We start from the raw sequence: 15,615 nt of genomic DNA on the forward strand, positions 1-15,615 counted from the left end.
ATTAAAGTCACTATGATTGAATCAAATCATGCCGTGCTTTGGAACCGCTGTCTCAATATCATAAAAGACAATGTTCCCGAAACGACATATAATACGTGGTTTGCCCCCATCGTTCCATTAAAATATGAGGACAAAACATTAATCGTACAGATCCCAAGCCAGTTTTTCTATGAGATACTGGAAGAAAAATTCGTGGACTTGTTACGAAAAACATTATATAAAGCCATTGGCGAAGGCACTAAGTTGATGTATAATGTCATGGTGGACAAAACTTCGATTCCGAATCAGACCGTGAATCTCGAAGCAAGCAATCGTTCTACAGCTGTCACTCCCAAAAGTATTACTGATGGTAATAAAGCGCCAAATTTCCTGAAAGCTCCTGTTATTCAGGATTTAGATCCACATTTGAATCCGAACTATAATTTTGAGAATTTCATTGAGGGTTATAGTAATAAACTTTCCAGAAGTGTAGCCGAGGCGGTTGCACAAAAGCCTGCGGGCACAGCCTTCAATCCATTATTCCTTCATGGTTCTTCTGGTGTGGGGAAAACCCATTTAGCAAATGCAATCGGAACTAAAATTAAAGAATTATATCCCGAGAAAAGAGTATTGTATGTTTCAGCACATCTGTTTCAGGTACAATATACAGACTCAGTACGTAATAACACTACCAATGACTTTATCAACTTCTACCAAACAATTGATGTCTTAATCATTGATGATATTCAGGAATTTGCCGGAATGACCAGAACGCAAAATACATTCTTCCATATCTTCAATCATCTGCACCAGAATGGAAAACAATTGATATTGACCTCTGACCGTGCTCCTATCTTATTGCAGGGTATGGAAGACCGTCTGCTTACGCGTTTTAAATGGGGTATGGTAGCAGAGCTTGAGAAACCGACTGTGGAATTACGCAAAAATATCTTACGAAACAAGATACACCGTGACGGATTACAATTTCCATCGGAAGTTATTGATTACATTGCAGAGAATGTGAACGAAAGTGTGCGTGACTTGGAGGGTATTGTTATCGCCATCATGGCGCGTTCTACTATTTTCAATAAGGAGATAGATTTAGACTTGGCACAACATATTGTGCATGGGGTAGTTCACAATGAAACTAAAGCAATTACAATTGATGATATCCTCAAAGTAGTGTGTAAGCACTTCGATCTGGAAGCGTCAGCTATCCACACTAAATCCAGAAAAAGAGAAGTGGTTCAAGCGCGTCAGATTGCTATGTACCTAGCTAAAAATCACACAGACTTCTCAACTTCAAAGATTGGTAAGTTCATTGGAAACAAGGATCATGCAACAGTGCTTCATGCCTGCAAAACTGTAAAGGGACAGTTAGAGGTAGACAAAAGTTTCCACGCAGAAGTAGATGAAATCGAATCGCTACTAAAAAAAAGAAATAAAGAATAAATAAGTAATAAAATATTTAGGCACGGAAATATAATTCTTCAGTTTTTTATATTATCCGTGCCTAAATATTACAGAAATGCCACAAGTAAATACTGTCCTACCTGATTCTTATTTCAGAAATCCTTGCTGACGAAGTACCTTTAACAAATTCTCGGACATAAATTCATTATCCTTCTTCGTATAACGAACGTCTGTAAAAACCTGAGCCAGAGTTTTCTTCTTATTTTCTTCTACAAATTGTTTATTTTCCTGCAGCGACTCCCTATAAGTATATATTTGGTTAATATCCTCTGGAGTATAGTCATGGAACACTTCCTGGTGCACAGTTGCTTCTAAAGGCAAACGATCAACCTGTGCAGGAATACCGTCAGGATAACCTACCGTTATCGTTGTAATAGGAAATACCAACTCCGGCAACTGAAGGGTATCAATAATCATTTGGGGATTGTAAGTAGTCGTTCCTAAATAACAGATACCCAGCCCAGCCTCTTCTGCCAATGTACAGAAAGTCTGTGCAACGAGCAAAGTATCCATTGATGCATTCATAAAAGACATTAAATTATTATATCCCGGCACTGCATTCCGTTGTTCGCACCATTTACTAAAACGTCGGATATCCGCACAAAAAGTAAGCACAACCGGTGCATTTTTTACCATGGGCTGATTAAAATGAGCAGGAGAAAGTTTCTCTTTCATTTCAGCATCACGAGTCACAATTATACTATAAAGTTGCATCCCTCCCATCGTAGAAGCACGGAAAGAGGTTTCGAGCAAATCATTTAACATTTTAGGAGCGATATCTTTAAGAAGATATTGCCGGATAGTTCTTCTATTCTTTACGGTCTCAAACATATCTTTTTTTTGCAAAGATAGAAAAAGAAAAAATTATTTCGTCACATCAATGAAAAAGATTAATTTTCTTTTTGGAGAACTTTAGGCATTGAACAAAAACATAATTTCATTGTTAATCAAATACTTAACATTAACAAACAGTAAACTTGCAACCTGTTAATAAAATATTTCATTTTTACTTTGATAGATGAAAAAACATTCTTAGCTTTGCACCCACGTTTGTTAATGATAAGTAAGCTTCTACAAATTACTTATTAAAATAATGAAATCTAAGACACATTGCATCGTGGAAAAACTAATTTATTCTTATGATGAAGCCTTTGAAGAATCTTTACGATATTTTCAGGGTGACGAGTTGGCTGCCAGGGTATGGGTGAATAAATACGCAGTCAAAGACTCTTTCGGAAATATTTACGAGAAGTCTCCGGAAGATATGCATTGGAGAATTGCCAATGAAGTAGCACGAATTGAAGCAAAGTATTCGAACGCTTTAAGTGCACAGGAACTTTATGATTTACTAGATCATTTCAAATACATCGTTCCTCAGGGAAGCCCAATGACAGGTATAGGTAACGACTATCAGGTAGCTTCGTTATCCAATTGTTTTGTAATCGGTGTAGATGGTTCTGCAGATTCTTATGGTGCAATTATTAAAATTGACGAGGAACAGGTTCAATTGATGAAAAGACGCGGAGGCGTAGGACATGACTTGTCACATATCCGTCCTAAAGGATCACCCGTTAAAAACTCAGCACTTACTTCTACAGGCCTTGTTCCTTTCATGGAACGTTATTCCAATTCTACACGTGAAGTAGCACAAGACGGACGCCGTGGGGCATTGATGTTAAGTGTCTCCATCAAGCATCCGGATTCAGAAGCTTTCATTGATGCAAAGATGACTGAAGGTAAAGTAACCGGAGCCAATGTTTCTGTAAAATTGGATGATGCTTTCATGCAGGCTGCTGTCGAAGGGAAACCTTATATTCAACAATATCCGATTGATGCTGTCAATCCGACTACGACTAAAGAGATAGATGCTTCTACATTATGGAAAAAAATTGTGCACAATGCATGGAAATCAGCCGAGCCGGGTGTATTATTCTGGGACACTATCCTCCGCGAATCAGTACCAGATTGTTATGCTGATTTAGGTTACAAAACTGTATCTACTAACCCTTGTGGTGAAATACCATTGTGTCCATATGATTCCTGCCGCTTGTTGGCTATCAATCTATATTCATATGTAGTAAATCCATTCAAAGCAGATGCTTATTTTGACTTCGAGCTCTTCAAGAAACACGTCGCCTTGGCTCAACGCATTATGGACGATATTATCGATCTCGAACTGGAAAAAATTGAGCGTATTATGCACAAAATCGAGGCAGATCCGGAAACAGAAGAGGTGAAACGTGCTGAACTCGTACTGTGGGAAAAGATTTATAAAAAAAGTGGTCAAGGCCGGCGTACCGGGGTAGGAATTACTGCAGAAGGCGATATGCTTGCAGCATTAGGATTGCGTTACAGCACAGAAGAAGCTACAGAGTTTTCTGAAAAAGTACATAAGACTGTCGCACTCGGTGCTTACCGCTCTTCTGTAGAAATGGCGAAAGAACGTGGTGCTTTTGAAGTTTATGACAGCGAACGCGAAAAAAATAATCCATTCATTCAACGTCTGGCTGAAGCAGACCCGGAACTGTATGAAGATATGAAAAAGTATGGACGTCGTAATATTGCGTGTCTGACAATCGCTCCTACAGGTACTACCAGTTTGATGACACAGACTACTTCGGGCATTGAACCGGTATTTTTGCCTGTTTACAAACGTAGAAGAAAAGTTAATCCAAATGATACAAATGTACGCATTGATTTCGTTGATGAAACGGGTGACGCATTTGAAGAATATATTGTATTCCACCATAAGTTTGTGACATGGATGGAAGCTAACGGATATAATCCTTCTAAGCACTATACTCAGGAAGAAATTGATGAACTTGTTGCCAAATCTCCTTATTATAAAGCCACTTCCAACGATGTAGATTGGTTGATGAAGGTGAAGATGCAAGGAAAAATTCAAAAATGGGTAGACCATTCCATCAGTGTAACCATCAATCTGCCGAATGATGTAGATGAAGATCTAGTAAATCGTCTATATGTGGAAGCTTGGAAATCCGGTTGTAAAGGATGTACCGTTTATCGTGACGGTTCACGTTCAGGTGTACTAATTTCTACCAAATCTGATAAAGACAAGAAAGAAGAACTTCCTCCTTGTAAACCACCAACGGTAGTAGAAGTACGTCCTAGAGTATTAGAAGCAGATGTCGTTCGTTTCCAAAACAACAAGGACAAGTGGGTAGCATTTGTCGGATTATTGGACGGTCATCCATATGAGATCTTTACAGGTCTACAGGATGACGACGAAGGTATCTTGTTGCCAAAGAGCGTAACCTCCGGACGCATCATCAAGAATGTAGATGAAGATGGAAATAAACGTTACGACTTTCAATTTGAAAACAAACGTGGCTATAAAACAACGATTGAAGGTTTGTCAGAGAAATTTAATAAGGAATACTGGAACTATGCAAAATTGATTTCCGGTGTACTCCGTTACAGGATGCCGATTGAACAAGTGATTAAGTTAGTCGGTTCATTGCAGTTGAACAGCGAAAGCATTAATACTTGGAAGAATGGCGTTGAACGGGCATTGAAAAAATACATTCAAGATGGAACAGAAGCCAGAGGCAAGAAATGTCCGAATTGCGGCAACGAAACATTGGTTTATCAGGAAGGCTGTCTGATTTGTACCACTTGTGGTGCTTCCAGATGTGGATAATCCTCTGATGTATGTTAATTAATATATAAACAAAAGGTTAAAAGGAGTCCTTCAAGGCTCCTTTTATTTTTTATTCAAAAAGAAAATCTTATACTTGCACCTTCATAGATATATCGAATCAAAATCTAATTTATGAATCTATCATTTAATATCGAATACCGCACCAACTGGGGGGAAGAAGTAAGGATTGCAGGATTGTTTCCTGAATCCATCCCCATGCACACAACGGATGGCATATATTGGACAGCGGAAATTGAACTCGATGTCCCCAATGAAAGAATAACTATAAGCTATAGTTACCAAATAGAGCAAAATGGAGTAGTAACGCGCAAAGAATGGAACAGTTTTCCGCGACAACTACATTTGTCGGGTGTAGCCCAAAAAAAATACATAATCAATGACAATTGGAAAAATATCCCCGAACAACTCTATTTTTACAGTTCTGCTTTTACAGAAGTTTTATTGGCACATCCTTTAAAAGCAGAGATTCCTATTGGCTATAAAAAAGGATTGATTATCAAAGCCTATGCTCCACGTATAAACAATGAATATTGCCTTGCTATCTGCGGTAACCAAAAAGCGTTAGGAAATTGGAATCCGGAGCAAGCTGTCCTCATGAGTGATGCAAATTTTCCTGAATGGCAGATAGAACTGGATGCAAGCAAATTAAAGTTTCCGCTGGAGTATAAATTTGTTCTTTATCATAAGGGAGAAAAAAGAGCAGATTGCTGGGAGAACAATCCCAATCGCTATCTTGCCGATCCCGAGTTGAAGATCAATGAGACATTAGTTATTTCGGATCGCTATGCCTATTTCGACACACCAGTATGGAAAGGAGCAGGTATAGCCATACCCATCTTTTCCCTGAAATCAGAAAAGAGTTTTGGCGTAGGAGATTTTGGTGATCTAAAAGGTATGATTGACTGGGCTGTCAGTACCAACCAAAAGATAATACAGATTCTGCCCATCAATGATACAACTATGACTCACAAGTGGACGGATTCTTATCCTTATAACAGCATTTCCATTTATGCTTTCCACCCGATGTACGCGGACATTGCTCAAATGGGAACATTAAAGGATAAAATCACTATGTCTCAATTCAATAAGCGGCAAAAAGAGTTGAATAGCTTACCGGCTATTGATTACGAAGCTGTCAATCAGGCTAAATGGGATTTTTTCCGTCTCATCTTTCAACAGGAAGGAGAGAAAGTATTAGCTTCCAACAACTTCAAAGAGTTTTTCAGCATTAACAAAGAATGGCTACAGCCTTATGCCGTATTCAGTTATTTGCGAGACACTTACAAGACTCCTAATTTTCGTAAGTGGGCTAAATATTCGGTTTACAATCAGCAAGAAATAGAGATGATATGCCAACCTGAATCAATAGATTATCCACATATCACCCTCTATTATTATATTCAATATCATCTGCACCTGCAATTGCAGTCCGCGACGAAATATGCCCGTGAACACGGAGTTGTATTGAAAGGAGATATTCCAATCGGGATTAGCCGCAATAGTGTTGAAGCATGGACAGAACGTCACTACTTCAATCTCAACGGACAGGCAGGAGCTCCTCCCGATGACTTTTCGGTAAACGGACAAAACTGGGGATTCCCTACATACAATTGGGATATCATGGAAAAAGATGGCTATCGTTGGTGGATGAAACGCTTCCAGAAGATGGCAGAATATTTTGATGCTTACCGCATTGACCACATTCTCGGTTTCTTCCGCATCTGGGAAATACCTATGCATGCTGTACATGGATTATTAGGTCAATTCGTTCCTTCTCTCCCCATGAGCAGGGAAGAAATTGAAAGTTACGGCTTTCCCTTTCGCAAAGAATATCTGTCGCCTTATATTCACGAATCATTTCTCGGACAATTATTCGGTCCGCATACTGAATATGTAAAAGGAACATTTATTCAACCTACAGATACCCCTGATATCTATTCTATGAAACCGGGATTTCGGACACAGAGGGAAGTAGAAACGTTTTTTACTGGAAAGAATGATGAAGACAGTGTATGGATTCGTGAAGGACTTTATACATTAATCAGTGACGTTTTGTTTGTTCCGGACATTAAAGAGGAAGGAAAATATCATCCACGAATCAGTGTACAGCGTGATTTTATTTTCCGTTCACTGAATCAAGAAGAAAAGAATGCCTTCAACAAGTTATACGATCAATATTACTATCATCGTCACAATGAATTCTGGCAACAACAAGCTATGAAAAAGCTGCCACAGCTTACTCAATCTACCCGGATGCTAGTTTGCGGAGAAGACCTTGGGATGATTCCTGCTTGTGTCGCATCAGTCATGAATGATCTTCGTATTCTTAGTCTTGAAATCCAACGAATGCCTAAAAAACCAATGTATGAATTCGGTCATCTAGACGAATACCCGTATCGCTCAGTTTGTACGATCTCTACGCATGATATGTCTACTTTACGTGGCTGGTGGGAAGAAGATTACCAGCAAACACAACGCTATTACAACTCGATATTGGGGCATTATGGTGCAGCTCCTTCTGTTGCAGCTCCTGGACTATGTGAAGAAGTAGTACGTAATCATTTGAGCAGCAACTCTCTACTTTGCATTCTATCTTTACAGGATTGGTTGTCTATCGACGGAAAATGGAGAAATCCGAACGTGGAAGAAGAACGGATTAATATACCGTCCAACCCTCGAAATTATTGGCGTTATCGCATGAATATCACTTTAGAGCAACTGATGACAGCCGATGAACTTAATAAGAAAATATGTGAACTCATTAAATACACAGGTAGAAATCCAAAGAAGTAAAATATAAGGCAATCATTACATTAAACTTACAGGAAGTGCTTACAAATCAGTATTAAGTATTTTATAGGTTCGAGTTTCGTAAAATTCATATATTTTAAAATACATGAATTTTACGAAACTTGCACTTTAAATAGTTCCAGTCTCACTCCTATTTCACTCTAAGTAATCTCTTATTCATTCCATACAATTTTTTAATTTTTCCTGACGAGATAAATATCAGAAATAATCATAATGCACAAATTAATGCAGACAATCTAAATCATTTATTTTCTTCCATTTCATATTTATTCCCAATTAATCAAGTATCTTTGCAACTGAAACAAAACAAAGGGAAACTTAATGGGAGACAAGAAACACGAACGCATTGATTTTGTGGATCTAACGAAAGGAATTTGTATCATCCTAGTAGTTATGTCACATATTGGGGGAGCTTTCGATCAGCTTGATTATAATTCCATGTTATCATGTTTCCGTATGCCTCTCTACTTCTTTATTTCAGGTATTTTCTTTAAATCCTATGAAGGATTGTTTGGCTTTGTTATTAGAAAAATAAACAAACTAATCATCCCCTTTGCCTTTTTCTATTTAAGTTCATTTCTCCTAAAATATATTGTTTGGAAAATAGCTCCCGAAACATTCCATCTTCCTGTATTATGGAAAGAATTGCTGATTGTTTTTGATGGACATGATCTCATTCGATTCAATCCTCCGCTCTGGTTTCTGATTGCCTTATTCAATTGCAACATAGTATTCTATTTTATCCACTTTCTACGTGACAAACATTTATCTATCATGTTTTTATCAACTTTGCTAATAGGGGGCATCGGATTTTATCTGGGAAAACAGCAAATCGTACTTCCTATGTATCTGGATGTCGCCATGACAGCATTGCCATTCTATGTTGCCGGTTTCTGGATTCGACGATACAACTTCTTTCTCTTTCCTCATCATCGTTTTGACAAAGTCATTCCTGTCTTTATATTATCAGCATTAGTCGTGATGTACTTCACTGCTACTTCCATTGGCATGCGTACTAACAATTACCCGGGAAATTTTTTCGAAGTGTATATCGCGGCTTTTGCCGGAATATTCATAATTATGTTGTTATGTAAGAAAATAAAAAGGTTGGCTGTGATTTCATATTTAGGACGATATTCAATTATCACACTCAGTATCCATGCTCCTATCTTACACTTCGTCAGTCCATTACTGGGACATTATATTCATAATAGTTGGGTACAGGCTATTCTACTATTGTTACTGACGCTATTTATCTGCTTCCTACTGACTCCTGTTATTCTAAAAGTAATGCCACAGTTAGTAGCACAAAAAGACTTACTAAAAATTAACTTCCACAAAAGGAACTCCTTGTAGTTTTGCAGCTCTTTTAGCAAAACCACTTTTATACATTTTACCAGTCACTAGCAAATAGATCTTTTTAGAATGTGACAATACAAAGAAGTCGAGGAATGTTTTCATATGTACAGCAATACCCTGCTCTGATCCGTGGTCCATATGTCCTACTCTGCCCGGAAGCAAATAGACAAAATCCATTTTCGCTATTTCTTTGAGAAAATGTTCACTATCAGCCGTTACCAATATCTTATTTACTTGGGGATGTGCATCATGCAAAGACTGAATTTTTGCTATACACTTATCAAGTAATGCTTTCTGTTCTTCTTGTGAATAAACAGTACTTCCATCGGCAAAGTCACCAAACAAGTTCTGGAAACGAAAACTCAATGAAATGTAATGGTTTCCAAGTTTAGACAAATTCTCATCAATCCACATTTGTAAGACAGGGGCCGGCTTAAAAAGTTGGCTGAACAAATATCCGAATTCATCATCTGCAAAATACATATTTGTATATACATGAATCTGCTTATAATCCTTACTTAACATTTTTTCCGCCATCTTACGCTGAAAGATCATATCAGCCTCCGGGTAATGACTCGAATCAATATATACAGGAAGTGAAAAGGATGAGTTATAAGAAATCTCATCATCACGAATTTCCCAATCATATGCATTGGGAACTAGCAAATCTCTTAATTCAAAAGGACTTGTAAAATGAATACGAAACTCCAGATTATGTTCCAAACAATACTTATATGTCGAAACTATGCCGCGAAGACGATCTGCCAATCCACCATGCCTTTTGCGTCCGTCGGCCATGAAAATAATTATTTTCTTCTCATTCTTTCCGGCAGGAGCCTGTTCACTATAGTAAGGAGACAAATGTTTTTTCACCTTCCGATTCAGCCTATATTCACGATATAACAAATTGTTCAAATCTGATTTTATAAAGTCCTTCAGTCCCATAGAATTATATTATTAGCGAACAAAAATAGTGAAAATGTTCTATAAAAAGAAATAAAGCTTTACCTTTACTTCCACAGAAATAAAAAAATTATGAAAATAAACAGTAGCCATATCTTTTTAGAAAACGTCCGTTGTTACGCTTATCATGGCGTAGCAGCACAAGAGAATCTTATCGGGAATGAATATATTATAAATTTGAAACTAAAAGTAGACATTAGCCAAGCGAGCACAACAGATGAGGTTCTGGATACAGTTAATTATGCCGAAGTATATGAAGTGATAAAAAATGAAATGTCCATACCTTCCAAACTACTGGAACACGTATGCGGACGAATTGCCTCAAAACTTTTCGTAGTATTTCCTTGCATTGAAGAGTTAGAAATCAGCCTTTCTAAACGAAATCCTCCGATGGGAGCCGATATAGATGTAGCCGGAGTCACCTTACTTTGCAGCAGATAATCTCCCTACTTCTCTTCACATCTTATTTTGATTAGCTATCCGTCACCACTACATTTTTAACCTTAACTATCTAAAAAAAATGATTAATAGTGTGACGGAAAGCTGTGAAGGCGGTGTGATAACAATATTTTCGTCACATAACATATCAAATCAGATACTCTCCCATATACACATTTTTGGTTACATATATTGGATTTTTTGGTTTCATAGTTAAAAGCTATCTTCTAAAAATAACAAAGATAAAAGCATACGGTAATAGGCAATTCCTCTGATAGTCATAGTAGTATTCAGCAGTTGCCATACAAGTAAAAGCAGTTTTAGAGAACTGAATAATATACAACGTGGGATGTCTCCTAATGAAGTTATAGCTATTTTAGGTATTCCTAAGCTTCGGAATTTTAATGATAAAGGTAAAAGCTTGGAGTTTTACTATCATAAAGTATGGGCAGTTCCCAAAATAGTTAAGGTCTGGTTTGTTAATGATAAGGTAGTTAATATGAGTAGTCGTTATGATACGGATGATGACAACTGCATCAAAAAAATAAAGACGACTGAAGATAAAAAAGAGGATACATCCTCTGGAATACGAATAACTACAGACGGCCACCAACTAATAAAACAAGGTTCACTCATTACTACACCGGAGGGAACAATCGAAATGGTAGTGAGTGATAATGGTGGATTGATTATTACCGCATCGGGCAAACACATACACACACATTAAATATAATGCTCTCAATTACAATACATTAACAATCACATATGTATTTAGGATGAAAAAACAGATAGGAACTGAATTCTAAATTCTCTCCAAATAGTCTGTAATACCATTCTGTCATTCTGAACGGAGTGAAAAATCTCTTTTTTGATACATTAAATAGCCGATCCTTCGGCTTCGCTCAGGATGACAGAGCAAAATGATAGTATACAATCACTTTTCAGACAGCATCTATCTGCTGCACCTTTACTTTCTTAAGAATCAAAACGTTAATTACCATTTTGTTACAGATGGCAGATACTTCTCACATAATATATGAGAGAGAAAATAATATTCCAATTCAAACAGCATATAATCTGAGCACTGCCTCAAACTTATTTTTTCCTCTTCCTTTTATTTACAGATTCCACAGCCTCCGTTACCACAGGTTTACCTTGGAATCGTTTCGTATAACCAGAATAATCAGGGTGAGTACGCTCATAAGCAGGGTCCATAAACAACGGACTGGAAATGATATGATCTGCCGTCGAGCGGTTACAACAGAATATAATATTTTCCACACCCGCCAAACGTGTCAATGCTTTCACATCCGTATCATGTGGTTGCAATGTCATTGGATCAGTAAAAAAGAAAAGATAATCAATCTGTCCTTCCACGATTCGAGACCCCATTTGTTGGTCACCTCCCAATGGACCAGACTTCAAAATAGTGAAATCCCATTCCACTTCCGGATGTTTCTCTTTCAATGCTTCCACTATCAAAGTACCTGTAGTACCTGTACAATAAAATTTATGCCCCATCAATAATTCTGAATTCCACAAAACCCATTCAATGAGGTCTTTCTTCATAGCATCATGTGCAACCAGCCCGATGCCTCTTCTAGCCTTTGGTTCCATTTTGTAATCCTTTTAAATCCGACAATTGAGAGAAACGCTTACATCCTCTCACATAAAACTGCCACAAGATACTACTTTTTATTTGTTCAGGTATCGGTTTCAGTAAATTTTTTCTAATATTTTCTTCACGAGAAGAAGAAAAAGAATAACAAATACGTTTATATTCTTTTCGTGCTTGGATTACGGCACGTGCATTATCCAACTGTCCTTTTAATAGAAAAACAAGTGCAGCCACATAGTCTAACCATACCCGGACACGCATCACTTTATTTAACTCTGTCTCCGGAAGATTCTTGTAAAGCATGACAAGATTATTACGAAAATTGAGGAAGGTCTTACGAGGATTCTCTTTTTTCAGCGTAGCTCCTCCCACATGATATACTACGCTTTGGGGAATGCAAACAATTTTCCGACTACGGGAACGTAAACGCCAACACAAATCAATTTCTTCCATATGAGCAAAGAAACGTCCGTCCAGCCCACCTGCCTCTTGATAATCCGTATGGCGAATAAACAAAGCTGCACCTGTAGCCCAGAAAATAGGGATCATCGTATTATACTGTCCCTCATCTTTTTCAACTACTCCCAAAATACGCCCACGGCAGAAAGGATAACCATATTTATCCATAAATCCACCTGCCGCTCCGGCATATTCAAAATATTCTTTCTGTCGTTGGCTACGTATTTTAGGTTGGCAAGCCGCTACTTCCGGATGGTTATCCAAATAATCAATCATAGGCTCAAGCCAATGTTCAGTCACCTCAACATCAGAATTTAAAAGAACCACATATTCCGATTCTACTTGCTGCAAAGCCTGATTATAACCATCAGCAAAACCATGATTATGTTCCAATAAAATCGTCCTGACAGATGGAAACTCTTTCCGAAGCATTTCTACTGAAACATCTGTAGAACCGTTATCAGCCACACATACCTCTATCCCCTCTCCTTCTGAATACCGGACAACGGATGGAAGAAAATTACGGAGCATATCGCATCCGTTCCAATTCAAAATAACAACCGATACTTTCATTATTTCAGTTCCTCTCACATTCTGATTTCGAAGCCTTCCAACGCTTATGAGACCATAGCCAATAAGCCGGCTCCCGACGAAGCGTCTCTTCAAGGTAATGGGCAAACATTTCCGTGATTTCCCCTTCAGCAGTTTCTTTAGGATTGTCTGTCATCAACTTAAACTCTGCCTCACAATATCCTCTGCGGGTCTTTGTCAGTTCACAATAAAAGACAGGAAAGTTCATCATTTTAGCAATACGTTCCGCTCCGTTCAAGAAAGCAGTCTCCTGCCCCAAAAAACGAGTCCAGTACTTTTCACTTCCGCTAGGCCATTGGTCGGTAATCAATCCGACTACCATTTTTTTTCCTTCGCGCTTTAGTCTGATAATTTCACGTGCCGTAGAATGTTTCGGAATATTATAACCCCTGAAACGGGAACGAATTCGTTTGAACAACTCATTCAGATATTTATCTCTCAGAGGTTTATATACTTGTATCGGCACATCCCCCGGTTTCATTACCGCTCCCATACCGATCAACCATTCATAATTGGCATAGTGAGGAATCATCACAATAATGCCTCCAAATTTCTCTGTCAATTCCAAATATTGTTCTGTATTCTTATAAGTCATTCTCCGGTAAAGGTCCTCCGCCGACATATGCAACATTTTCAAATCCTCGAGCATATAATCCGAAAGATACCGATAAAAATTGCGTTCAATCTGCAACCGCTCTGCATCGCTCTTATCCGGAAAAGACTTTTTTAGATTATCCCGAACAACTTTACGCCGATATCTTCCGGCATAATACATTAACCAATAATTGAAATCCGAAAGCACATACAATACTTTGAACGGAAGTGCCGAAAACAACCACATGACGGCATATACCAACCAATAGACTACTCTAGATTTCATTATCCTACAGAATTACACCTTTAAGCGCTGTCTTATCTTCATTAAAATCTCCCAAACGAACAGAGAGTACCTGATTATCGAGCGAATCATCTGTTGCCACTTCTACACGAATATAATTTTCCGTAAATCCATGCATCGGATTACCAACCTTCGATTTTTCCATCAACACAGACAGCGTCTGCCCAATATACCGTATATAGAAAGCTTGCGTCTTTTCATCCGAAAGATTCAAAAGTCGCTGGCTACGTTGATGTTTCTCTTCAGGCGAAACAATATGTTCTATCTTCAAAGCCTGTGTTCCGGGACGTTCGGAATAACTGAACACGTGCAACTGCGTCACATCCAGTCCCGCAATAAATTTATAAGCTTGTTCAAAATATTCTTCGGTCTCCCCACGGGTACCCACAATTACGTCCACGCCGATAAACGCATCCGGCATCACCTCTTTTATCTTCTTTACTTTCGAAGCAAAAAGAGCTGTATCATAACGACGGCGCATTAATTTCAATACTTCATCGCTACCGGATTGCAACGGAATATGAAAATGAGGCATAAACCGACAGGATTGAGCCACAAATTCTATGATTTCATCTGTTAGCAAATTAGGTTCAATAGATGAAATTCGATAACGTTCGATACCCTCTACCCGATCCAATGCCTTCAACAAATCAAAAAAAGATTCTCCGGTAGTCTTACCAAAATCTCCGATATTAACCCCCGTCAGTACTATTTCTTTTCCTCCTTCCGCAGCAGCCAGTTCTGCCTGCTTCACCATCGAGGCAATAGTACCGTTACGGCTACGTCCACGTGCTAAAGGTATGGTGCAATACGAACAGAAATAATCGCAACCATCCTGTACTTTTAAGAAAAAGCGGGTACGATCCCCTCTCGAACAAGATGGTGCAAACGAACGAATATCCTTTGTAGTGGTAGTGATTGCTTCTCCTTCTTCATGCTTATGCAAATCACCCAGATACTGCAACAAATCATTCTTTTGTTCGGCACCCAACACCACATCAACACCTTTTATCTTTGCCACATCACCGGGCTTCAACTGTGCATAACAGCCGGTCACCACAACAAAGGCATCGGGATGCTGTTTCACCAACCGATGAATTGCCTGACGGCATTTCTTATCTGCCATCTCGGTCACTGAACAAGTATTAACCACACAAATATCTGCTTTTTCTCCTTTACGCGCAGTCCGGATTCCTGCTTCACGCAGGATTTTACCGATAGTTGAAGTCTCTGAAAAATTCAATTTACAGCCTAATGTATAATATACGGCTGTCTTATTTTGAAATACAGTGGTATCTATCATAATCTGTTTTAACGCATATTTCGTGCAAAGTTACACATTAT

12 protein-coding genes are annotated in these 15,615 nt (G+C 38.3%); 6 read left to right on the forward strand and 6 right to left on the reverse strand.

The genetic code is table 11. The features are described from left to right. Positions 1-12 precede the first annotated feature (12 nt). Complete coding sequence (dnaA, locus tag PHO71_RS17630; RefSeq protein ID WP_300205837.1) at positions 13-1,431, forward strand: chromosomal replication initiator protein DnaA; 1,419 nt, start codon at positions 13-15, stop codon at positions 1,429-1,431. A gap of 108 nt (positions 1,432-1,539) precedes the next feature. Here the strand turns inward: dnaA and PHO71_RS17635 are convergent, their stop codons facing one another. Continuing rightward, positions 1,540-2,283, reverse strand: coding sequence for an NADPH-dependent oxidoreductase (locus tag PHO71_RS17635; protein ID WP_300205839.1), 744 nt, complete (start codon positions 2,281-2,283; stop codon positions 1,540-1,542). A 286-nt stretch (positions 2,284-2,569) separates the two neighbouring features. Here PHO71_RS17635 and PHO71_RS17640 point away from each other — a divergent pair, with 286 nt between their 5' ends. The 3 genes from PHO71_RS17640 to PHO71_RS17650 all read left to right on the forward strand — a co-directional run bounded on the left by PHO71_RS17640 (position 2,570) and on the right by PHO71_RS17650 (position 9,301). Beyond that, positions 2,570-5,113 carry an adenosylcobalamin-dependent ribonucleoside-diphosphate reductase gene (locus tag PHO71_RS17640; RefSeq protein ID WP_300205890.1) on the forward strand — a complete coding sequence of 848 codons (2,544 nt, stop codon included), beginning with the start codon at positions 2,570-2,572 and terminating at the stop codon, positions 5,111-5,113. Positions 5,114-5,245: 132 nt separating this feature from the next. After that, positions 5,246-7,927, forward strand: a complete 2,682-nt coding sequence (locus PHO71_RS17645; RefSeq protein WP_300205841.1) for a 4-alpha-glucanotransferase — start codon at positions 5,246-5,248, stop codon at positions 7,925-7,927. Positions 7,928-8,266: 339 nt separating this feature from the next. Further along, positions 8,267-9,301 carry an acyltransferase family protein gene (locus PHO71_RS17650; RefSeq protein WP_300205843.1) on the forward strand — a complete coding sequence of 345 codons (1,035 nt, stop codon included), beginning with the start codon at positions 8,267-8,269 and terminating at the stop codon, positions 9,299-9,301. Here PHO71_RS17650 and PHO71_RS17655 read toward each other — a convergent pair. Continuing rightward, a complete protein-coding gene (locus PHO71_RS17655) occupies positions 9,266-10,249 on the reverse strand; it encodes a hypothetical protein (RefSeq protein WP_300205845.1) in 984 nt (327 codons plus the stop codon). The genes PHO71_RS17650 and PHO71_RS17655 overlap by 36 nt on opposite strands. 90 nt (positions 10,250-10,339) lie before the next feature. Here PHO71_RS17655 and folB point away from each other — a divergent pair, with 90 nt between their 5' ends. Further along, positions 10,340-10,708 (forward strand): dihydroneopterin aldolase, encoded by a 369-nt coding sequence (folB, locus tag PHO71_RS17660; protein WP_300205847.1) that lies wholly within the window; start codon positions 10,340-10,342, stop codon positions 10,706-10,708. A gap of 346 nt (positions 10,709-11,054) precedes the next feature. Then, complete coding sequence (locus tag PHO71_RS17665) at positions 11,055-11,432, forward strand: hypothetical protein (protein WP_300205849.1); 378 nt, start codon at positions 11,055-11,057, stop codon at positions 11,430-11,432. 368 nt (positions 11,433-11,800) lie between these two features. On the opposite strand, the gene PHO71_RS17670 is transcribed toward PHO71_RS17665, so the two are convergent. The 4 genes from PHO71_RS17670 to mtaB are packed head-to-tail and all read right to left on the reverse strand — an operon-like array spanning position 11,801 to position 15,574. After that, a complete protein-coding gene (locus PHO71_RS17670) occupies positions 11,801-12,322 on the reverse strand; it encodes a methylglyoxal synthase (RefSeq protein ID WP_300205851.1) in 522 nt (173 codons plus the stop codon). Further along, positions 12,306-13,355: a glycosyltransferase family 2 protein gene (locus PHO71_RS17675; RefSeq protein WP_300205853.1), complete on the reverse strand. Its 1,050-nt coding sequence runs from the start codon at positions 13,353-13,355 to the stop codon at positions 12,306-12,308. The genes PHO71_RS17670 and PHO71_RS17675 overlap by 17 nt, the downstream gene beginning before the upstream one ends. 4 nt (positions 13,356-13,359) lie before the next feature. Then, the gene (locus tag PHO71_RS17680) at positions 13,360-14,253 is read right to left on the reverse strand and encodes a lysophospholipid acyltransferase family protein (protein ID WP_300205855.1); all 894 of its coding nucleotides are present in this window, start codon (positions 14,251-14,253) and stop codon (positions 13,360-13,362) included. 4 nt (positions 14,254-14,257) lie between these two features. After that, the gene (mtaB, locus tag PHO71_RS17685; protein ID WP_300205857.1) at positions 14,258-15,574 is read right to left on the reverse strand and encodes a tRNA (N(6)-L-threonylcarbamoyladenosine(37)-C(2))-methylthiotransferase MtaB; all 1,317 of its coding nucleotides are present in this window, start codon (positions 15,572-15,574) and stop codon (positions 14,258-14,260) included. Positions 15,575-15,615 lie beyond the last annotated feature (41 nt).

This window comes from Bacteroides sp. (genome assembly GCF_028690125.1).
GTDB lineage: Bacteria > Bacteroidota > Bacteroidia > Bacteroidales > Bacteroidaceae > Bacteroides.